Genomic DNA, 20,947 nt, shown 5'->3' on the forward strand with positions numbered 1-20,947 from the left:
TATCTCGGGGCTTGACAACAGCGACCGGAACGTGCTGCGAAGGGGCTCGGGGTGGAGGTATTCGCAGGTCGGAGGGGCTTCCCGGGCACACGGAAAGCCCCCCGCGGTGCACCGGAATCACAATGACCAATGGGCGGAACGTCCCGATTTACACCGATCCGCACGAGCGAGTTCCGCTACTCCGTTCGGACGCTTGCCCACGGCCCGGGCCGGAATCCCAGAATTGATCAACGGCCCCGCACCGCCCCGTGTGATCAATTCCGGCGGCATGTGCATTCCTTGTGAATACCGCTTTTCACCGGGGGAAACACCACGGCCACCACTCGAACAGCCGGCTGCGGAATATGCCAACCAGTTCTCCGGAGATCACCGCCGAGATCGGACTGAGATCGGACCCAGATCGGGTTCCGGAAATCCCCGCCGGGGGTGTGCGGACCGTTCGTCCGGTCACCCCGGCCGCGGGTGGACCGGGGCGACCGGGAGGCGCGTGATCGCCTAGGGGGCGGGTCGGGTGCGGCGCCGCGAGGACGGCTCGGTAACCTAGCGGCGCTGACCCACCCTTAGGGCGGCTTTACGTGCCCGTCGTCATGACGTGTGCGCAACGCCGCCCCAGCCGTCCATCCGCGACCGGGCACGAACGTTCGGCCGCCGTAGCTCGTCAAGGAGATGCCGCCGCCGTGAGCCGCAGCCTTCGACGCGGCGTCCTCGCCGCCACCGTCCTCTCGCTCTCCGTCGCCACCCTTTCCGCGTGCGCCGCCGGGAACGACGCCCAGACGCTGGAGGTCAAGCCGGACAACGCCGAGACCAGCGTCGGCGACATCAAGATCCAGAACGTCAACGTCGTGACCCAGCCGGAGGCGAACGCCAAGGGCCCGGCCGCGATCACCGCCACGGTGTTCAACACCGGCACCAAGGACCAGCAGCTGACCGGCATCGCGGTCGACGGCACCGGCCAGTCGGCCAAGCTGTCGCCCGTCAAGATCGACGTGCCGGCCGGCGGTTCCGCGGTCATCGGCGGCAAGGGCAACGCCAGCGCCATCCTGGAGAGCGGCCGGGAGGCCGTCCAGGACGGCAACGCCCAGCCGCTGACGTTCACCTTCAGCGCCGCCGGCAAGGTCAAGATCAACGCCTATGTCGTGCCCGCGAAGAACGTCTTCGAGAGCTACGGTCCGTCGGTGACGCCGCAGCCGTCCACCTCCGCGAGCGGCAAGCCCTCCGAGTCGGGCAGCCCCAGCGCCCCGGCCACCCCGAGCGGCTCCGGCAAGCCCTCGGAGTCGGCGCACGCCGGTCACTGAGGCCCGCTTCGCCCGCACCACGTGAAGGGGCGCTCCTCCCGGCAGGGAGGAGCGCCCCTTCACGCATGGCCGGCGCCGGCGGCGGCCTACGGCTCGAACTTGTAGCCCAGGCCGCGGACCGTCACCAGGTAGCGCGGGGCCCCCGGGTCGGGCTCGATCTTGGCGCGCAGCCGCTTCACGTGGACGTCGAGCGTCTTGGTGTCGCCCACGTAGTCGGCGCCCCAGACGCGGTCGATCAGCTGCATCCGGGTCAGCACCCGGCCGGCGTTGCGCAGCAGCATCTCCAGGAGGTCGAACTCCTTGAGCGGCAGGTCGACCTTGCCGCCGGAGACCGTGACGACGTGGCGGTCCACGTCCATCCGGACCGGGCCGGCCTCCAGGGCCTGCGGGGCGACCTCCTCCGGCTCGCCGCGGCGGCGCAGCACCGCGCGGATCCGGGCGACCAGTTCGCGGGACGAGAACGGCTTGGTGACGTAGTCGTCGGCCCCTATTTCGAGACCCACGACCTTGTCGATCTCGCTGTCCTTGGCGGTCACCATGATGACCGGGACGTTGGAGCGGCCGCGCAGCTGGCGGCAGACCTCGGTGCCGGGCAGGCCCGGCAACATCAGGTCCAGCAGGACGAGGTCGGCGCCGTTGCGCTCGAACTCGTCCAGGCCGTCGGGGCCGGTGGCCGCCACGGCGACCTCGAAGCCCTCCTTGCGGAGCATGTACGACAGTGCGTCGCTGAACGATTCCTCGTCCTCGACGACGAGCACTCGGGTCACGGAAGGACCTCCGGGGCTGGGTGAGCTGGGAGCGGATCGTTGAAGGTCTCGTACGGACGGTCCTCGTCGTCGAGGCCCTCCGCGGTGAGGTCCGAGGGCCGTTCGCGGTCGCGGACGGTCCCGGCTTCCGGGAGACGCAGGGTGAAGGTGGAGCCCTGTCCCTCAGCGCTCCACACCGTGACCTCCCCGCCGTGCGAGGCGGCCACGTGCTTGACGATGGCGAGGCCGAGGCCGGTCCCGCCGGTGGCGCGCGAGCGCGCCGGGTCGACGCGGTAGAACCGCTCGAAGATGCGGTCGCGGTCCTTCTCGGAGATCCCGATGCCCTGGTCGGTCACCGCGATCTCGATCAGGTCGCCGCCGGGTACGGAGACCCGGCGGCCCGCGATCCCGACGCGGGTGCGCGCCGGGGAGTAGTTGACGGCGTTCTCGACGAGGTTGCCCAGGGCGGCGGCGAGCTGGCCGCGGTTGCCCCAGACGTGCAGGTCGGCGGTGCCGCCGGCGGCGATGGTGATCTGCTTGGTGCCGGCCTGCTGGCGGCAGCGGTCGACCGCCTCGGCGACCAGTTCGTCGACCAGGACGGGCTCGGAGTCCTCCAGCGGGTCGTCGTTCTGCACCCGGGAGAGGTCGATGAGCTCCTGGACGAGGTTGGTCAGGCGGGTGGCCTCGTTCTGCATCCGGCCGGCGAAGCGGGTGACCGCCTCGGGGTCGTCGCTGGCGTCCATCACGGCCTCGGAGAGGAGCGAGAGGGCGCCGACGGGCGTCTTGAGCTCGTGGCTGACGTTGGCCACGAAGTCCCGGCGGACCGCCTCGATGCGGCGGGCCTCCGTGAGGTCCTCGACCAGTAGCAGGACCAGCCGGGAGCCGAGCGGGGCGACCCGGGCGGAGACCGCCAGGGCGTCCCCGCGGCCGGTGCCGCGGCGCGGCAGGTCCAGCTCGACCTGGCGTATCTCGCCGTCGCGGCGGGTGTCGCGGGCCATCTGGAGCATCGGCTCGACGGCGAGCCGACCGCCCCGGACCAGTCCGAGGGCGTACGCCGCGGAGCTGGCCTTGACCACCGTGTCCGCCTCGTCGAGGACGACGGCGGAGGAACGCAGGACCGACAGGACGGTGTCGACGCCGGGTGGCAGGACCGCCTCGGTGTGCAGGGAGGTGCGGGTGGGCTTGGCCTGGTCCCGCTCGCTCCAGCGGAACGCCAGCATGGCGAAGACGCCGGTGCAGAGCCCGGCGATCGCTGCCATTGCGGCGACGGCCGCGTCCACGTTCATGAATCCAGAGTATGTGCCGGTTCGGACACTCCCCCAGCGGTCGGAGCTGCTGCTCGGACACCCTTCGCCCAGAGTTCACCGAGGTGTCGGTGGCGATTCACTCTCCGCGCCGGCGGGGCCGGGCCGGTGCCGTCCCGGCCGCCTCCGGGCTTCCCGGCGTTTCCCAGAGTTCACCTTCAGGTCGGTGGCGGTTCACCCCCGATGGCCCCGCAGGTCGTGATCCGGCCGCACATTGAGGGTGCGGGGGCCCACCGGCGGCCGGTCGTGGGAGCGTAGGCGCAACGGCCACCTCCCACTCATCACCACGCACCACCCCCACACTCCCCGGATCACTCCGGGCGCAACCGGAATCCCTCGAAGCGAGAGAAGGTCACTGATGCGGGACGCGTACCACGAGGAGCTGGATTCGATCGGCGAGGGCCTGGTCGAGATGGCCCGGCTCGTCGGCTCCGCGATCGGGCGCGCCACCACGGCGATACTCGACGCGGACCTGAAGCTGGCCGAGAACGTCATCGCCGCCGACGAGAAGGTCGACGACCTCCAGCGCGACCTGGAGGCGCGGGCCATCGCCCTGTTGGCCCGCCAGCAGCCAGTCGCCACCGACCTGCGGATCGTCGTCACCTCCCTGCGGATGAGCGCCGACCTGGAGCGCTCCGGCGACCTGGCCCAGCACGTGGCCAAGCTGGCCCGGCTGCGCTTCCCGGAGCGGGCGGTGCCGCGCGACCTGCACGCCACCATCTTGGAGATGGGGCAGCTGGCGCAGCGCCTGATGGCCAAGGCCGCCGAGGTCATCATCACCAAGGACGTCGACCTCGCGCTCCAGTTGGAGCAGGACGACGACGCGATGGACATGCTCCACCGCACCCTGTTCCAGCACCTGATGGACGACCGGTGGAAGCACGGCATCGAGACGGCCGTGGACGTGACCCTGCTGGGCCGTTACTACGAGCGCTTCGCTGACCACGCGGTCTCGGTGGCCAAGCGCGTCGTCTACCTCGTGACCGGCGAGCACCCGGACGAGATCGCGCCGCAGACGGCGGTGGAGGGCGCGTAGCGTGCGCCCACGCGCCGTTGACGCGCCTGTGCACCCGGGTTTGCAATAAGCACCAGGTGACCCCTAGGAGGCGAATACATGGCACTCACGGCGGACTCCCAGAACCCCGCGTCCCAGGATGAGCCGACGGCCATCGACCGGCCGCGGCTCCCGCTCCTCGGCGCGTGCGGCTGTGGCTCCGGCTGCGGTTGCGGCTGCCAGTCCGGCGGCCCGTGCCAGTGCGGCGGCAACTGCTGACCAGCGGCGCGCGCACGGCACGACAACGGCACGGCGAAGCCCCCCACCCGCGGCACCACCGCGGATGGGGGGCTTCTGCGCGGGGGCTTACTTCTTCTTGCCCTGGTTCTTCACGGCCTCGATGGCGGCCTTGGCGGCCTCCGGGTCGAGGTAGGTGCCGCCGGGGGTGAGGGGGCGGAAGTCGGCGTCGAGCTCGTAGGAGAGCGGGATGCCGGTGGGGATGTTCAGGCCGGCGATGTCGGCGTCCGAGATCTGGTCGAGGTGCTTGACCAGGGCGCGGAGGCTGTTGCCGTGGGCGGCGACCAGCACCGTGCGGCCGGCGAGCAGGTCCGGGACGATGCCGTCGTACCAGTACGGCAGCATGCGGGTGACGACGTCCTTGAGGCACTCCGTCTTCGGGCGGAGCTCCGGCGGGATCGACGCGTAGCGCGGGTCGCCGGACTGGGAGAACTCGGCGCCGTCCGCCAGCGGGGGCGGCGGGGTGTCGTACGAGCGGCGCCAGAGCATGAACTGCTCCTCGCCGAACTCGGCCAGGGTCTGCGCCTTGTCCTTGCCCTGGAGCGCACCGTAGTGGCGCTCGTTCAGCCGCCAGCTGCGGTGGACGGGGATCCAGTGCCGGTCGGCGGACTCCAGGGCGAGCTGCGCGGTGCGGATGGCGCGCTTCTGGAGGGAGGTGTGGACGACGTCGGGGAGCAGGCCGGCCTCCTGGAGCAGCTCTCCGCCGCGGACCGCCTCCTTCTCGCCCTTCTCGTTGAGGTTGACGTCCACCCAGCCGGTGAACAGGTTCTTCGCGTTCCACTCGCTCTCGCCGTGGCGGAGCAGGATCAGCTTGTACGGTGCGGTGGCCATGCCGTCGAGCGTAATCGACGCCGGGGAGTGGGCCGGCGCGCGGCCGTCACCTGCACGGACGCGGGGGCGGGGTGGGTGGCGACGTTTGACGCTTCCGGTCAATCGAGTGGTTGGCCGGCCGTCCGGTTCGTAGTGTGCGCATGACGCTTGTGCCACTTACCGCGTCGTCCGGTCACCACACCGTCCCGTCATCGCGCCGAGCTGCCCTTCGGTGACGGGCGACCGTCAGGGGGAATGTCATGCCTGCGTCCAGTGTCGAATCCTCGCCCCGGGGCCTGGCCCGGGTCCGGCGGGCCGCCGTGGCGAGCGTGTCCGGTCTGCCCCGGCAGTTCTGGTGGCTGTGGACCAGCACGCTGGTCAACCGGCTGGGCTCCTTCGTCGCCACCTTCCTGGCCCTGTACCTCACCGTCGAGCGCGGCTACTCGGCCTCGTACGCGGGACTGGTCGGCGCCCTGTACGGACTGGGCGGGGTGATCTCGTCGGTGGGTGCGGGGGTGCTCACCGACCGGCTCGGGCGGCGGCCGACGATGCTCGTCGCGCAGGTGGCCACGGCGGCTTCGGTGGCGCTGCTGGGGTTCATGACCGATCCGGTGGCGATCGCCGTGGTGGCCGGCCTGGTCGGCATGGCGACCAACGCCTCGCGGCCCGCGGTGCAGGCGATGATGGCGGACATCGTCGCGCCCGAGGACCGGGTCCGCGCCTTCTCCCTGAACTACTGGGCGATCAACCTCGGCTTCGCGGTGTCCTCCAGCGCCGCCGGCCTGATCGCCGAACACGGCTATCTGGCGCTCTTCTTGGGCGAGTCCGGGCTCGTGCTGGCCTGTGCCCTGGTGGTCTTCTTCAAGCTGCCGGAGTCCCGTCCGCAGGTGGCCGGGGCCGCGGGCGGGACGGCGGACGCGGCCGGCGCCCCGCGGGTCTCGATGCTGACCGTGCTGCGCGACGGCCGGTTCATGACCGTCGTCGGACTGAACCTCCTGCTGGCGCTGCTCTTCCAACAGGCTTACGTCTCACTGCCGGTGTCGATGGGTCAGGACGGCTTCTCCAGCGTCGACTTCGGGATGGTGATCGCGGTGAACGGGGTGCTGATCGTGCTGTTGCAGATCCCGGTCACCCGCTTCATCGAGCACCGCAGCCCGGCGGCGCTGCTGATCGGTTCGGCGCTGCTGGCCGGCTACGGCTTCGGGTTGACGGCGCTGGCCGGCTCGGTGGCCCTGTACGCGGTCGCGGTCACCGTGTGGACCCTCGGCGAGATCGTCAACTCGCCGACGCAGATGGGGTTGGTGGTCCGGCTGTCGCCGCTGCACGGCCGCGGCCGCTACCAGGGCATGTACGCGCTGTCCTGGTCCGTGGCCTCGCTGGCCGCCCCGCTGCTGGGCGGCACGGTCATCGACCACTACGGCGCCGATGCGCTCTGGGCCGGCTGCGCGGCCGTCGGCACGGTGGCCGCGGTGGGGTACGGGCTGCTGCTGCGGAATCTGCCGGAGCGGACGGCCGTGGTCGACGGCACCGGGCCGAAGGCCGGGGCCGTCCCCGCGCCGGCCCCGGCGCAGGCCGGTGCGCTCCCCGTCGCCGACGAGCGGGCCGACGGTGGGCGGGCCGCCTCCGTGCCGTCGAACTCCTAGCCCCGCGCGACGCGTCCGCCGGCGCGCCGCACCGGACGCCGTCGGCCGGTGGGTGGCCGGCCCCGGGTCCGCGTGCGCCGCGCCGCGGGCCGGGCGTCAGGCGTCCGCGTCGCCGCGCGTCAGCCGTTCGAAGGCCGCGAGGTTGCGGGTGGACTCGCCGCGCGACACGCGCCAGGCGTACTCCTTGCGGATCGCCGAGGCGAAGCCCATCTCCAGGAGGGTGTTGAAGCTGCCGTCGGCGTTCTCCAGGACGGTGCCCAGGAGCCGGTCCAGTTCGTCGGGGGTGACGGCGGTCAGCGGGAACTTGCCGACGAGGTAGACGTCGCCGAGCGTGTCGAGCGCGTAACTGACGCCGTAGAGGCGGGTGTTGCGCTCCAGCAGCCAACGGTGGACGGCCTCGTGGTTCTCGTCCGGCCGGCGCACGACGAAGGCGTTGAGGGAGAGCGAGTGCCGGCCGACGACCAGCGAGCAGGTGGTGGCGAGCTTGCGGGTGCCGGGCAGCTTGACGACGTACGTGCCGGCGGCCGGCGACTCCCATTCCAGGCCCGCGTCCGCCAGGGTGCGCTCGATCACCGCACCGGCGTCGCTCGCCTGCCGCTCGCCCGCGGGGGGCCGCCGTTCCTCACCCATGCAGTGATCGTAGGTGACGGCGGCGCTCCTGCATCGCGGCGGTGTAGACGTCGGCGGTCGCGGTGGCGGCGGTGTCCCAGCCGAAGGACTGGGCGTGCCGGGCCGCGGCGGCTCCCATCCGGGTGGCCAGCGACGGGTCGTCGAGGAAGCGGCGCAGCGCCCGGGCGTAGTCGGCCGGGTCGTGGCCGGCGACCAGGAAGCCGCTGACGCCGTCCCGCACCGCCACCGGCAGCCCGCCGACCGCGGCCGCGACGACCGGGGTGCCGCACGCCTGCGCCTCGATCGCCACCAGCCCGAACGACTCGCTGTACGACGGCATGACCAGCACGGACGCGGCGCGGTACCAGTCGGCGAGCTGCTCCTGGCCGACCGGCGGGCGGAACCGCACCAGATCGGCGATGCCCAGCCGGGCCGCCAGCTTCTGCAGGCCCTCGGGCTTGGCCAGGCCACTACCGCTGGGCCCGCCGACCACCGGGACCACCAGCCGGGAGCGCAGCGCGGGGTCCGCGTCGACCAGCGCGGCGGTGGCGCGCAGCAGGATGTCGGGGGCCTTCAGCGGCTGTATGCGGCCGGCGAAGAGCGGGATGACCGCGTCCTGCGGCAGCCCGAGGCGGTCCCGGGCGGCGGCCCGGCTGGCCGCGACGTCGCCGGCGCCGTGCTCCGCCAGCGGCCGGAAGCGGTCGAGGTTGACGCCGGGGTGGACCACCGCGACCTTGCCGGGATCGGCGTCGTAGTGCCGGACCAGCTCGTCGGCCTCCTCGGCGGTGTTGGCGATCAGCCGGTCGGCGGCCTCGACGATCTGGGTCTCGCCGATCACCCGGGCGGCCGGCTCGGGGGTGTCGCCGACGGCCAGCGCGGCGTTCTTCACCTTCGCCATGGTGTGCATGGCGTGCACCAGCGGGACCCGCCAGCGGTCCGCGGCCAGCCAGCCGACGTGGCCGGAGAGCCAGTAGTGGGAGTGGACCAGGTCGTAGTAGCCGGGGCGGTGGCCCGCCCACGCCTGCATCACGCCGTGCGTGAAGGCGCACAGCTGGGCCGGCAGCTCCTCCTTGGCGAGACCCTCGTACGGGCCCGCGGCGACGTGCCGCACCAGCACGCCGGGGGCCAGCTCGACGGCGGGCGGCAGGGCCGCGGTGGTGGCCCGGGTGAAGATCTCCACCTCGATGCCGAGCGAGGCGAGCTTGCGGGCCAGCTCGACGATGTAGACGTTCATCCCGCCGGCGTCGCCGGTGCCGGGCTGGTGCAGCGGGGAGGTGTGCACGCTGAGCATCGCCACGCGGCGGGGGCGGCGGGCGCCGGGCAGGCGCAGCCGCGACGGGCCCGCGAACTGCCTGGACGGTGCGGGGGGACCCCCCTGCCGGCTGCGGAGCCTGGACACGTATTGGCTCACTGCGAGCTACCTCCTAGGCGGGGCGGGTGACGCGCCTCCGCCCCCCTCCAACAACGCCGGACCGCGATCCATTTCCGTCCGGGCGGCCGTCTTCGGTTTTTCTTCGGGGTTTTTTCGGGTTCGGTTCGGGTTTCTTCGTGTTTGCTTCGGTCTTCTGCGTGGTTGGCGTCGCACTTTGCCAAAACCTGACCGCTTTCCGCGGGGCAGCCCGGATCGGGGCAGCCGGCCGACCCTGCCCCCGGACCCCATACCCTCGATGCATGGCCCGCCGCTCCCCCGTTTCCGCCTCCCGCACCGCCGCCGTGCCGGCCCCCACGCCGTCCCGCCCGGTCGGAAACGCCACCCGCGGCACCACCAACCCCAACCGGCTGCGCCGCATGGACCGCTGGATCGCCGCCGAGCACGGTGCGCCACTGCGCCGCGCCACCGACCCGGTCGCGGTCGACCTCGGCTACGGCGCCGCGCCGTGGACCGCGCTGGAGCTGCTCGGGCGGCTGCGCACGGTGCGGCCCGACGCCCGGGTCGTCGGCGTCGAGATCGATCCGGCCCGGGTCACCGCCGCCCTGCCGTACGTCCGCGCCGGGCTGGACTTCCTCCACGGCGGCTTCGAGGTGCCGCTGCCCGGTCGGCCCGGCCGCGCCCCGGTCCTCATCCGGGCCGCGAACGTGCTGCGCCAGTACGACGAGGACGAGGTCGCCGCCGTCTGGGCACGGCTGTGCGCGCGGCTGGCGCCCGACGGGCTGCTGGTCGAGGGCACCTGTGACGAGATCGGGCGGCGCCACGTCTGGGTCGCGCTCGGCCCCGAGGGCCCCCGCACGGTCACCTTCGCGACCCGTCTCGGCTCTCTCGACACCCCCTCCGACCTGGCCGAACGGCTTCCCAAGGCGTTGATCCACCGCAATGTGCCGGGCGAACCGGTGCATGCCTTCCTGCGCGACTTCGACCGGGCGTGGGCGAGCGCCGCGCCGCTCGGCGCGCTGGGTGCCAAGCAGCGGTGGCGGGCCGCGGTGGCCGCCCTGGCGGCGGACTGGCCGCTGGCCGGGGACCCGCGCCGCCGGCGTCAGGGCGAGGTCACGGTGCGGTGGGAGGCGCTGGCGCCGCGCGGCGGCTGACCGCTGCGCACCGCCGGCGGGCGCACCGCGCGCTCCCGGCAGCCGGCGGCCGGCCCCTACGAGACGCTGCCCGCCGGAACCGCCGCGCCGGCCGCCAGCCGCCGCAGCCCGGCCTCGGAGGGCGAGCCGGGGGACGCGGTGTACGTCACCAGCACCTGGTCCGGGTCCGCGCCCAGCCGGAAGCTCTCGAAGGTGACGGTCAGCTCACCGACCTCCGGATGCCGCACCCGCTTGGTGCCGCGCAGGCACTCGCGGACGCCCTGCGCGGCCCACATCCGGCGGAACTCCGGGCTGCCGGCGAGGAGTTCGTTCACCACCTCGCAGATCCGCGGGTCGTCCGGGTGCCGCCCGCTGTCGGCCCGGAGGTTGCCGACGACCTCCTCGGCCTTCTCCTCCCAGTCCGGGTAGACCTCCCGGGCCGCCGGTTCGAGGAAGACCAGCAGGGCGGTGTTGCGCCGCGCGGGGTCCAGCGTTTCGAGGTCGAGGGCGAGCCGGCCGCCGGCGTCGTTCCACGCCAGGACGTCCAGCCCGCGGCCCAGCACCACGGCGGCCACCGAGGGGTCCATGGCGGTCAGCAGCTGGCGGATCTCCGGCCGCACGGTCTGGACCGGTCCCGGCACGCAGCACGCCGGGCCCCCGGCGGGCCGCCGGCGCGGCACCGCGACGTTCCGCAGGTACGTCACCTCGCCGTCCGACAGGCGCAGGGCCCGCGCGATGGCGTCCAGGACGGAGTCGGAGACGGCGGGCGCCCGGCCCTGCTCGACGCGGGTGTAGTAGTCCACGCTGATCCCGGCGAGCTGGGCGACCTCCTCGCGCCGCAGGCCGCGCACCCGGCGCCGGCCGAACCCGTCGGGCAGGCCGACCTCACGCGGGTCGAGTGCGGCACGGCGCGCCTTGAGGAAGGCACTGATCTCGATTTCCCCGTGCAGCATCACTCCAGTATGCGCCGGTCGGCGCGGTGGGTGACGCGGCGGCGGTCAGCCCGCCCCGCCGGGCACCGGGCCGGGCGGGGGCACCGCGCCCAGCAGGGCCGGCACCAGGTCCTTGTCGCGGTCCTGGGTGAGGAGGTCGCGGGCCGTGTCCGGCGGCACCCACAGCAGCCGGTCCACCTCCCGGTTGGGCAGGAACCCGCCGCCGGTGGCCTCGGCGGCCCAGTAGCGGACCTCCTTGGGGCGGCCGCCGACCCGGTAGTGGACGGTCGGCAGCTCCGGGCCGGGCGCGCAGGTCATCCCGGTCTCCTCCAGCACCTCGCGCAGCGCGCCCCGCAGCGCGTCCTCCCGGGGCTTCAGCTTGCCCTTGGGGTGCGACCAGTCGTTCCACTTCGGCCGGTGCACCAGGGCCAGCTCGATCCCGCCGGTCGCCGCCCGGCGCCACAGCACGCAGCCCGCGGCCCGGATCGGCCCGGCCAACGGTGTCCGCGCGCCGGCCCCGCCACCGCCCTTGCCGCTCGTCGTCCCGCCCATCGCCCGCCTCCCCCGCTCAGCCGGTGCGCTCGGCGGTCGGGCCGGGCAGCCACGCCCGGCCGAAGGCGTACCGCGCCGCCTCGACCTCGTGGCGCTGGTCCGCGTGGAGCACGCCCAGCGCGTAGGCGGTGGCCGGCGCGATCCGCGGGGTGCGGGCCGCCGAGGCGGCCGCGGCGGCGGCCTCGGCGGCGTCCCGGTGGTGTTCCAGGGCCCGGCCGGAGGCGGTCAGCCGCGCCTCGATCGCCTCGGGGGCGATCACCTCCTGGGCGTAGTGGCTCAGCCGGACCAGCAGCCGCACCTGGTGCCAGGGCGCGTCCTGGTGCTGGCCCGCGGCGAGTCCGGCGGCGTTGTACGGGTGGCCGGCGCGGGCCAGCGGCAGGGCGGTGACCGCCTCGGCGAGCCGTCGGTGCGCCTGTTCGGCGAGCGGCGGCAGCGCCTCCCCGGCGGACACCTCGCGGGCCCGGCGGGCCAGCGGCGCCTCGGAGGCGAGCACCGCGACGGCGTCCGCGACGGCGTGGAAGCGGGACGAGCCGAGCGCCTGGAGGGCCGCGGAGTGCGCCCGGGTACGGGCCAGGGTGAGCTGCCGGTCGAGCAGCGCACCGGCCCGGGCGGCCCCGGCGGCGAGCGCGCCCTCCGCGTCCGGCTCGGTGGCGGCGGCCGGGACGGTGGCCGTGGCGACGCTGCCGGTCGCGGCCGGGCGGCCGTCCCGGGCACTGCGGGCGGCGCGTCCACCCCGGCCGCCGCGCTCCGCCGGCCGCTCGATCCGCTCGACCCGTCCGGTGAGCCGCTGCAACGCCCCCATGAGCCGGTCGCGGCGCGCCGTGCACGCCTGCTCGCGGGCCAGGGTGCCGCTCAACCAGCCGAGTTCGGAGCGGAGTTGGTCGGCCCAGACCTCTTCGGTCAGCGGCCGGAAGGTGTGCAGGGTGGCGCTGATCCGGCGGGCGGCGCGCCGCAGTTGCCGGGCCGCCTCGTCGGCGGTGGTCGCGTCCGGGCCGGCCTCCCGGTGGAGCCGCAGGCTGCGCAGGAACTCCGCGGCGTGCCAGTGCAGGTAGCCGGCCAGCACCTCCTCGGCGGTCCGCCCCATGGGCCCGGCTGCGGTGCCGTCCCCGGGCCCGCGGGGCACTGCGACGGCGGCGTGCGCCTCCCCCCGGTCGAACCCGTCGTCCGCCCCGTGGTGCCGCGTCTCCCCGTACGCACCGTCGCCGTACGCCCCGTCCCCGTACACACCGTCCCCCGGCCCGTCCACTACTGCTGCTCCTGCTGCGCGGGCCCCCGGCGTCCGGCCGGGCTCGTATCCCATTCCGCTTCCGATTCCGATTCCGCTTCCGGTGCCGGTACCGAGGAGACCGGGCCACGGCCCCCCGGCCGGCTGGTCATGTCGCTGGGCCACGCCGGCGCCTCCGGGCGTCGATGAGCATTTCCTGTACGTTCCGCAGCGGTGTGCCGTCCGCGTCCACCGCGTGCCGGGTCCAGTCGCCGTCCGGGCCCAGGTGCCAGGACGAGGTGGAGTCCGACGTCCCCGTTTCCAGCAGCCGGTTCAGGGCCGCCCGGTGGGCCGGGTCGGTGACCCGCACCAGCGCCTCGATCCGCCGGTCGAGGTTGCGGTGCATCATGTCGGCGCTGCCCAGCCACACCTCGGGTTCGCCGCCGTTGCCGAAGGCGAAGACCCGGGAGTGCTCCAGGAAGCGGCCGAGGATGCTGCGGACCCGGATGTGCTCGCTCAGCCCGGGGACGCCGGGGCGCAGCGCACAGATGCCGCGCACCCAGACGTCGACCGGGACCCCGGCCTGGGAGGCCCGGTAGAGCGCGTCGATGACCGCCTCGTCGACCATCGAGTTGACCTTGATGCGGACGTAGGCGGGGCGGCCCGCCCGGTGGTGCGCGGCCTCCTTGTTGATCCGCTGGATCAGCCCGTCGCGCAGCGAGGTGGGCGCCACCAGCAGTCGGCGGTAGGTCTCCCGCCGGGAGTAGCCGCTGAGCCGGTTGAAGAGGTCGGAGAGGTCGGCTCCCACCTGGGGGTCCGCGGTCAGCAGCCCCAGGTCCTCGTACAGCCTGGCCGTCTTGGGGTGGTAGTTGCCGGTCCCCACATGGGAGTAGCGGCGCAGGGTCTCGCCCTCCTGGCGGACCACCAGGGACAGCTTGCAGTGCGTCTTGAGCCCCACCAGGCCGTAGACGACGTGACAGCCGGCCTCCTCCAGCTTGCGGGCCCATTTGATGTTGGCCTGCTCGTCGAAGCGCGCCTTGATCTCCACCAGGACCAGCACCTGCTTGCCGGACTCCGCGGCGTCTATCAGGGCGTCCACGATCGGCGAGTGGTCGGAGGTGCGGTAGAGGGTCTGCTTGATGGCGAGCACGTTCGGGTCGGCGGCGGCCTGCTCCAGGAACGCCTGCACGGAGGTGGAGAACGAGTCGTAGGGGTGGTGCAGCAGCACGTCGCGGGCGCGCAGCGCGGCGAAGACGTCGGGGGCGGACGCCGACTCCACCTCCGCCAGGTCACGGTGGGTGCCCGCCACGAACTTGGGGTACTTCAGCTCCGGCCGGTCCAGCGCCCCTATGCCGAACAGTCCGGTCAGGTCGAGCGGGCCGGGCAGCGGGTAGACCTCGGCCTCGGAGACCTTCAGCTCCTGGACCAGCAGGTCCAGGACGGCCGGGTCGATGGTCTCCTCGACCTCCAGGCGGACCGGGGGCCCGAAGCGCCGCCGCATCAGCTCCTTCTCCAGGGCCTGGAGGAGGTTCTCGGCGTCGTCCTCCTCCACCTCCAGGTCCTCGTTGCGGGTCACCCGGAACATGTGGTGCGCCCGCACCTCCATCCCCGGGAACAGCTCCTCCAGGTGGGCGGCGATCACGTCCTCGATGGGCACGTACCGCTGCGGGGACGCCTCCAGGAAGCGCGAGAGCAGCGGGGGCACCTTCACGCGCGCGAAGTGGTCGTGCCCGCTGACCGGGTTGCGCACGACCACGGCGAGGTTCAGCGACAGCCCGGAGATGTACGGGAAGGGGTGCGCCGGGTCGACCGCCAGCGGCGTCAGCACCGGGAAGATCTGCTGCCGGAACAGCGTGAACAGCCGGGCCTGCTCCTTCTCGGTCAACTCCGGCCAGCGGATCAGGTGAATGCCCTGGTCAGCCAGTTCCGGAGCGACGTCCTGCTGGAAGCAGGCGGCGTGCCGCGCCATCAGCTCCCGGGACCGGGTCCAGATCTGGTCCAGCACCTCCCGGGGCTGGAGTCCGGACGCGGAGCGGGTGGCGACCCCGGTGGCGATCCGGCGCTTGAGGCCGGCGACCCGGACCATGAAGAACTCGTCCAGGTTGCTGGCGAAGATCGCGAGGAAGTTCGCCCGTTCGAGGAGCGGGGTGGCCGGGTCCTCGGCCAGCTCCAGCACCCGCTCGTTGAACGCCAGCCAGCTGCGCTCCCGGTCCAGGAAGCGCCCGCTGGGCAGCTCCTCGCCGTTCGCACCCGGGACGCCGCGGTCCTCGTAGGCGTCCGGATCGGCGTCCAGGTCGGGCTCCAGCCCGGAGACCGCGCGGCGGACGGCGTGCGGGCGGTGCGCGGCGATCGAGCCCACCGACGGCTGCACCGAGGGCTGCTGCGTCGAGGAGCCCGCCACCCTCGGCGCTTCCTGGGGCGGCATCTCGGGCTGGGCCGGGGCCTGAGCGCTGCGCTGCTGGTTCATGTCCTTATTCTTCCGCGCTCGGGCACTTCCAGGCGCGTCAGGAGGCGGCGGCGCGAGGACGATTTCGAGCCGCGGGTTCGGGACGTTCGGCACAGCGGGCTGCATTCAGTGATGCTTGCAAGCGATATTGAATCGCCGGTAACGGGGACATGGCGACCAGGCCACCCCCGGGTGTTGCGCCGGCGCCGCACCGCCCTCGATCTTCACACCCGCCAACCAGGGCGAAGCGCCCGAAGCCGGGCCGGCGCCGCCGACGCATCCGCGAAAGTCCGCTGCGCGGCGCGCCCCCGCTCCCTACGCTAAGCGCGTGCTCAGACCTTCCGCGCCACCCATACCGCCCCTGCCCCGGCTCCCGTTCACCCCCGACTACCCGCTGCGAACCGAGCGGCTGGACCTGCGCCCCGTGCGCCACGACGACTTCGACGCCGTCTACGCCTACCAGCGTCGTCCCGAGGTCTGCCGTTACCTCTACTGGGGCCCGCACGACGAGGCCGGCTCGCGCGCCTCGGTCGCCGGCAAGGTGACCCGCACGACGCTCCGGGAATCCGGCGACGTCCTCCAGCTCGCCGTCGTCCACCACGAGAGCGGCGTCCTGGTCGGCGACGTGACCTTCGTCTACACCCACCGCGAGCACCGCCAGGCCAGCATCGGCTACGTCTTCAACCCCGACCACGCCGGCCACGGCTACGCCACCGAAGCCTCCCGCGCACTGCTGGCGCTGGGCTTCGAAGAGCTCGGACTGCACCGCATCCAGGCCGAGTTGGACGCCCGCAACACCGCCTCCGCCAGGCTGCTGGAGCGCCTGGGCATGCGGCGCGAGGCCCATCTGCGGGAGAACGAGTTCCTCGACGGCGAGTGGGCCGACGAGGTGGTCTACGCGATGCTGGCGCGCGAGTGGCGCGCCCTGCGCGAGCAGCACCCCCCGGCGTGACGACGACGGCGGGGCGGCCCCGAAGGCCCGCCCCGCCGCACCCCGCTCACCGACCGCCGCGCGCTCCCGCCGCGCCGGTCACGTCTCCGACCGGTACATCAGGTCCGTCTCGTGCGTGACGAACCCGAGCCGCTCGTAGACCGTCACCGCGGCGGTGTTGTCCGCGTCCACGTAGAGCATCGCGGTCGCCAGCCCCTGCGCCGACAGGTGCCGCAGCCCGATCGCGGTCAGCGCCTTGCCCAGGCCGCCGCCCTGCGCGCCCGGCCGCACCCCGAGGACGTAGACCTCGCCCAGGCCCTCCTCGGCGTGCACCTTCGTCCAGTGGAAGCCGACCAGCCGGCCGTCCCGCTCCGCGAGGAAGAACCCCTTCGGGTCGAACCACGGCTCGCCCTTGCGGTCGTCGAGGTCGCGCTGGGTCAGCGCGCCCTGCTCGGGATGGTGGGCGAAGGCTTCCGCGTTGACCTCCAACCAGGCCGCGTCGTCGGTGTCCGGCTGGAAGGTCCGCACCGTCACACCCTCCGCCAGCGCCGGCTCCGGCAGGTCCAGGTCCGCCAGCGAGCGCCGCATCTGCCGCAGCTCCCGGAACATCGACAGCCCCAGCGTCTGCGCCAGGTGCCGGGCGGCCGGGTGCCCGCCGTGCGCCCACACCCGCAGCCGGCGCCCGGACTGCGCCAGCAGTTCGCCGCCCAGCGCCCGGCCGTGCCCGCGGCCGCGGTGACCGGGGTGGACGACCAGTTCGGCGGCCGGCGCCTCCACCGGGTCGGTGTCCTCCAGCTGCCCGTACCCGACCAGTTCCTCGCCGCCCTCACCCGGCGCGAACACCAGCAGATGCCGCACGCCGTCCCGCCGGCCGCCCCGCAGTTGGAGCCGGCCCTGCTCGGACACGGCCGGTTGCCCGTCCGTCCGTGCGGCCCGTTCGATCAGCTCCAGGACGGCCGCGGCCCCGTCCGGCGCGAGCTCGTCGACCACCTGGATCCTGCGGCCGGTCCGACCCATCTCCTGTGCAGCGTCAGTCATGTCTGAAGCGTACGACGCGGTCGCGGCCGCACGCGGGTGCCGCGGACGCCGGCGCGATCCCCCCGGCCACCGGACGGCCACCGAGTCGTCACCGCGGACCCCTATCCCTCTACGCGCGTCGACAATATGCTGCCGTCCGCTCAGCACCATCCACGGAGGGGAACCATGCCACCTGCACCTCAACGGGGCCGTCTCGCCCGCAGATTGGCGGCCTGCGCAGCCGTGCTCGCCACCGCCACGGGCGTCGCCCTGACCGCCACCGCGCCGCCGGCCGGCGCCGACGGCGCCCACCGCCCCGCCGGCACGGTCGACGTCCAGTTGCTCTCCTTCAACGACTTCCACGGCAACCTCGAACCGCCGCAGGGCTCCTCCGGCAGCGTCGAGGAGCTCCAGGCCGACGGCACCAAGAAGACCGTCCCGGCCGGCGGCGTCGAGTACCTGGCGCAGTCCCTGCGCACCGCCCGCAAGGGCCACCCCTACTCCGTCACCGCGGCGGCCGGCGACATGATCGGCGCCAGCCCGCTGCTCTCCGGCCTCTTCCACGACGAGCCGACCATCGAGGCGATGAACGGGCTCGGCCTCGACGTCACCTCCGTCGGCAACCACGAATTCGACGAGGGCCGCGCCGAGTTGACGCGGATGCAGCGCGGCGGCTGCCACCCCAAGGACGGCTGCTACGAGAAGGGCAAGACCTTCCGGGGCGCGGACTTCCCCTACCTGGCGGCCAACGTCACCGACGACCGGACCGGCAAGCCGATCCTCAAGCCGTACACCGTCTGGCAGCACAAGGGCGTCAAGATCGGCTTCATCGGCGTGACGCTCAAGGGCACCCCGGACATCGTCAACGCCGACGGCGTCAAGGGCCTGGCCTTCCACGGCGAGGTCGAGACGATCAACAAGTACGCCAAGGTCCTCGACCGCCAGGGCGTCAAGGCGATCGTCGCCCTCATCCACGAGGGCGGGCTGCCCGCCTCCACGTCGTACAACGGCAACTGCGACAGCCCCGGCCCGGGCGCCGGCATCTCGGGCCCGATCGTCGACATCGCCAAGCACGTCAGCCCCCAGGTCGACGCCCTCGTCACCGGCCACACCCACCAGTCCTACACCTGCACCATCCCCGACCCGGCCGGTCACCCCCGCACGGTCACCTCGGCCGCTTCCTACGGCCGCCTCTACACCGACACCACCCTCACCTACGACCGCCGCAGCCACGACATCGTGCGCACCGCGGTCCACGGCCCGCACGCGGTCAACCACGTGGTGGACCGCACCCAGCCGAAGGCCCCGGACATGACGTCCCTGATCGGCCGCTGGAACAAGCTGGCCGCCCCGATCGCCGACAAGCCCGTCGGCTACCTCTCCGCCGACATCAACGGCCGTGGCGCCGGCACCCCCGAGGAGCCCCTGGGCGACCTCATCGCCGACGCCCAGTTGGCGGCCACCCAGGACCCCGGCAAGGGGGGCGCCCAGCTCGCGCTGATGAACCCCGGCGGCATCCGCTCCGACCTCGCCTACAAGGCGTCGGGCGGCGAGGGCGACGGCGTCGTCACCTACGCCGAGGCGTTCACCGTCCAGCCGTTCACCAACATGACCAACGTCGTCGACCTGACCGGCGCCCAGTTGCTGGCCGCCCTCCAACAGCAGGTCAGCGGCCCCAACGAGGCGTCCCCCAAGATCCTCCAGATCTCGCATGGCCTCACCTACACGCTCGACATGACCAAGACCGGCGCCGCCCGCGTCGTCGCCGACTCCGTCAAGCTCGACGGCGCCGCCCTGGACCCCGCCAAGACCTACCGGGTCGCCATGAACGAGTTCCTGGCCGGCGGCGGCGACGGCTTCCCCGCCCTGAAGCAGGGCACCAACAAGTACGTCGGCCCGTCCGACCTGGACGCCCTCACCGCCTACCTCACGGCGCACTCCACCCCGACCAGCCCGCTGGCACCGCCCGCGGCGGACCGGATCACGCTCGTGAAGTGACGCCCGCGCGGCCGACGTCCCGCGGCCGGCGACGCCCCCGTACCGCGTGCGGGGGCGTCGCCGTCGGGAGTTGACGAGGGGCGGCGGGACCCCACCAGCGTGTCTGACGGCGGTTCAGCAGCGTCCAAGGGCGCGGCAAGATTTCGCCAAGGACGGCGGGACGTCTTTCGCGTTCCTCACATTCCGCGGGCGGGACTTGCGCCGCCGGGTCCCGCTCGTGGTGGGATGTGCGGATGCGAACCCCCACACGCATAGCTTCACCCTCGTCCCCGCCCGCCCGTCCGACCGGCTCCGCCCGCGAGGCCGGCGACCGGCCCCACATAGCCGGCCGGCCGGACGATCCGCAGGGTGACACCCGAGAGCTGCCGTCACTCAACTCCGGCAATCCGTACGCGGATCTGGCCTCGCTCGCCGATCCGGAGCCGGCCCCCGAGCCTCCCGACGCCGCACCGGCGGACGCGGAGTACGCCCCGTCGCCGGCGCGACGCGGCTACCTCAACGAGCGGGACGCCACCGACGATCCGCTGGGCCTGGGCCTGCGCTCGGACGAGGACGACGAGGACGCCTGGGCGCCGCCGAACCACCGGAGGACGAGACGGGGCATCAGTCGCTTCGCGGCCGTGCCGCGCACCGTCAAGGCGCTGGTCGCCCTGGCGGCCTGCGCGGGAACGCTGGCGCTCGCCGACCGGTTCGCCGTGCTGTACGCGCAGAACAAGGCCGAGGAGCAGGTCAAGACCGCCCTGCACCTGCACGCCCGTCCCGAGGTGGACATCCACGGCTTCCCGTTCCTCACCCAGGTCCTGGACAAGCGGCTCGACCGGGTGGACGTGGTGATCCCGGACGTCGCCGCGGACCGGGTCTCGCTGGCGAAGGTGGCGGCCACCGCCCGGAACATCCAGCTCGACGGCGACCTGCCGTCCGCCATCAAGGGCGCCACCATCGGCCAGATGCACGGCAGCGTGCTGCTCGCCTTCGACGACATGAACCGCGAACTCGGCGCCTCCCAGGTCAAGTTCAGCGGAGTGGGAAACAACGGGGTGCGCGCGGTCGGCGAGCTGCCGATCGCCGGGCACACCCTGCGGGTCCGGGCCGAAGCGCGCATCCAGCGCAACGGCGAGCGGGGGATCTCCACCGACATCGGGCAGATGCGGCTGGACATCGCAGACGTCGCGATCTACCGCCCGGGCACCGGCACGGAGGAGGGCCTGCGACTCACCCGCAAGGGCGCGGCCGAACTCAGCCGGCAGGCCGCCAAGGTCAAGTCCATGCTCAGCATCCCGGCCATCGCCGAGCGGATCGGCATCCCCAAGCAGTACATCGACGACGCCCTGCGCAGCGACGACAAGCTGCACGAGCTGATCGGTTCGCCGCGCTTCGTCCACCAGCTGATGAACGTCAACCTCGTCGACGTGGTGATGGACCACCCGTGGCTGCTCCAGAAGGTCGGCATCGACGCGAAGATGCTGGGCGCCCTCACCGAACTGACGAAGCCTCAGCTCGCCGACCGGCTGTCGCTCTCCTTCCAACTCCCCAAGACGCCGGGTGACGTGCGGCTGCGCAACATCACCGTGGAGAGCGACGGCATCCACGCCGACCTGACCGGCTCGAACCTGCCGTTCGGCGACGCGGCGAAGGGGAAGTAGACCGGCGGGAACCGGCAGGCCGGC

Annotated in this window: 17 protein-coding genes; 7 read left to right on the top strand and 10 right to left on the bottom strand. The window is 73.2% G+C overall.

Translation table 11 applies throughout. The annotated features are described in order from the left end of the window. Positions 1 to 677 precede the first annotated feature (677 nt). Positions 678 to 1,295 (top strand): lipoprotein, encoded by a 618-nt coding sequence (locus ACJ6WD_RS32160; RefSeq protein WP_016572017.1) that lies wholly within the window; start codon positions 678 to 680, stop codon positions 1,293 to 1,295. An 86-nt stretch (positions 1,296 to 1,381) separates the two neighbouring features. Here ACJ6WD_RS32160 and ACJ6WD_RS32165 read toward each other — a convergent pair whose 3' ends face one another. Next, positions 1,382 to 2,062: a response regulator transcription factor gene (locus ACJ6WD_RS32165; RefSeq protein ID WP_016572018.1), complete on the bottom strand. Its 681-nt coding sequence runs from the start codon at positions 2,060 to 2,062 to the stop codon at positions 1,382 to 1,384. After that, positions 2,059 to 3,327, bottom strand: a complete 1,269-nt coding sequence (locus ACJ6WD_RS32170; protein WP_016572019.1) for a cell wall metabolism sensor histidine kinase WalK — start codon at positions 3,325 to 3,327, stop codon at positions 2,059 to 2,061. The genes ACJ6WD_RS32165 and ACJ6WD_RS32170 overlap by 4 nt, the downstream gene beginning before the upstream one ends. A gap of 376 nt (positions 3,328 to 3,703) precedes the next feature. On the opposite strand from ACJ6WD_RS32170, the gene phoU reads away from it, so the two are divergent. Further along, positions 3,704 to 4,381, top strand: coding sequence for a phosphate signaling complex protein PhoU (gene phoU, locus ACJ6WD_RS32175; protein WP_233658629.1), 678 nt, complete (start codon positions 3,704 to 3,706; stop codon positions 4,379 to 4,381). A 324-nt stretch (positions 4,382 to 4,705) separates the two neighbouring features. On the opposite strand, the gene ACJ6WD_RS32180 is transcribed toward phoU, so the two are convergent. Continuing rightward, the gene (locus tag ACJ6WD_RS32180; protein ID WP_233658630.1) at positions 4,706 to 5,467 is read right to left on the bottom strand and encodes a phosphoglyceromutase; all 762 of its coding nucleotides are present in this window, start codon (positions 5,465 to 5,467) and stop codon (positions 4,706 to 4,708) included. Between the two features lie 239 nt (positions 5,468 to 5,706). Between ACJ6WD_RS32180 and ACJ6WD_RS32185 the strand changes: the two genes are divergently transcribed. After that, the gene (locus tag ACJ6WD_RS32185; RefSeq protein WP_407617074.1) at positions 5,707 to 7,089 is read left to right on the top strand and encodes an MDR family MFS transporter; all 1,383 of its coding nucleotides are present in this window, start codon (positions 5,707 to 5,709) and stop codon (positions 7,087 to 7,089) included. 96 nt (positions 7,090 to 7,185) lie between these two features. On the opposite strand, the gene ACJ6WD_RS32190 is transcribed toward ACJ6WD_RS32185, so the two are convergent. Continuing rightward, positions 7,186 to 7,719 carry a YbjN domain-containing protein gene (locus ACJ6WD_RS32190; RefSeq protein ID WP_233658632.1) on the bottom strand — a complete coding sequence of 178 codons (534 nt, stop codon included), beginning with the start codon at positions 7,717 to 7,719 and terminating at the stop codon, positions 7,186 to 7,188. Beyond that, positions 7,712 to 9,109: a D-inositol-3-phosphate glycosyltransferase gene (gene mshA, locus ACJ6WD_RS32195; protein ID WP_376558826.1), complete on the bottom strand. Its 1,398-nt coding sequence runs from the start codon at positions 9,107 to 9,109 to the stop codon at positions 7,712 to 7,714. The genes ACJ6WD_RS32190 and mshA overlap by 8 nt, the downstream gene beginning before the upstream one ends. A gap of 260 nt (positions 9,110 to 9,369) precedes the next feature. Here mshA and ACJ6WD_RS32200 point away from each other — a divergent pair, with 260 nt between their 5' ends. Continuing rightward, on the top strand, positions 9,370 to 10,221 hold the full coding sequence (locus ACJ6WD_RS32200; protein ID WP_407617075.1) for a class I SAM-dependent methyltransferase: 852 nt from the start codon (positions 9,370 to 9,372) through the stop codon (positions 10,219 to 10,221). Between the two features lie 56 nt (positions 10,222 to 10,277). Here the strand turns inward: ACJ6WD_RS32200 and ACJ6WD_RS32205 are convergent, their stop codons facing one another. From ACJ6WD_RS32205 to ACJ6WD_RS32220, 4 genes are all read right to left on the bottom strand, one after another. Beyond that, positions 10,278 to 11,153: a helix-turn-helix transcriptional regulator gene (locus ACJ6WD_RS32205; protein WP_233658634.1), complete on the bottom strand. Its 876-nt coding sequence runs from the start codon at positions 11,151 to 11,153 to the stop codon at positions 10,278 to 10,280. A 45-nt stretch (positions 11,154 to 11,198) separates the two neighbouring features. Further along, on the bottom strand, positions 11,199 to 11,684 hold the full coding sequence (locus ACJ6WD_RS32210; protein ID WP_233658635.1) for an NUDIX hydrolase: 486 nt from the start codon (positions 11,682 to 11,684) through the stop codon (positions 11,199 to 11,201). A gap of 16 nt (positions 11,685 to 11,700) precedes the next feature. After that, the gene (locus tag ACJ6WD_RS32215; RefSeq protein WP_376447188.1) at positions 11,701 to 12,984 is read right to left on the bottom strand and encodes a CHAD domain-containing protein; all 1,284 of its coding nucleotides are present in this window, start codon (positions 12,982 to 12,984) and stop codon (positions 11,701 to 11,703) included. 73 nt (positions 12,985 to 13,057) lie between these two features. Beyond that, a complete protein-coding gene (locus ACJ6WD_RS32220; protein ID WP_233658636.1) occupies positions 13,058 to 15,355 on the bottom strand; it encodes an RNA degradosome polyphosphate kinase in 2,298 nt (765 codons plus the stop codon). A 307-nt stretch (positions 15,356 to 15,662) separates the two neighbouring features. On the opposite strand from ACJ6WD_RS32220, the gene ACJ6WD_RS32225 reads away from it, so the two are divergent. Further along, positions 15,663 to 16,286 carry a GNAT family protein gene (locus tag ACJ6WD_RS32225; RefSeq protein WP_331248596.1) on the top strand — a complete coding sequence of 208 codons (624 nt, stop codon included), beginning with the start codon at positions 15,663 to 15,665 and terminating at the stop codon, positions 16,284 to 16,286. A gap of 78 nt (positions 16,287 to 16,364) precedes the next feature. On the opposite strand, the gene mshD is transcribed toward ACJ6WD_RS32225, so the two are convergent. Continuing rightward, positions 16,365 to 17,282: a mycothiol synthase gene (mshD, locus tag ACJ6WD_RS32230; protein WP_103377279.1), complete on the bottom strand. Its 918-nt coding sequence runs from the start codon at positions 17,280 to 17,282 to the stop codon at positions 16,365 to 16,367. Positions 17,283 to 17,468: 186 nt separating this feature from the next. On the opposite strand from mshD, the gene ACJ6WD_RS32235 reads away from it, so the two are divergent. Both ACJ6WD_RS32235 and ACJ6WD_RS32240 read left to right on the top strand, forming a co-directional pair. Further along, positions 17,469 to 19,280: a bifunctional metallophosphatase/5'-nucleotidase gene (locus tag ACJ6WD_RS32235; protein ID WP_376447109.1), complete on the top strand. Its 1,812-nt coding sequence runs from the start codon at positions 17,469 to 17,471 to the stop codon at positions 19,278 to 19,280. 233 nt (positions 19,281 to 19,513) lie between these two features. Next, a complete protein-coding gene (locus ACJ6WD_RS32240) occupies positions 19,514 to 20,923 on the top strand; it encodes a DUF2993 domain-containing protein (protein ID WP_376447108.1) in 1,410 nt (469 codons plus the stop codon). The last annotated feature ends 24 nt before the right edge of the window (positions 20,924 to 20,947 follow it).

Origin of the sequence: Streptomyces sp. VTCC 41912 (assembly GCF_045799175.1) — a bacterium.
Lineage (GTDB): Bacteria > Actinomycetota > Actinomycetes > Streptomycetales > Streptomycetaceae > Streptomyces > Streptomyces albulus_C.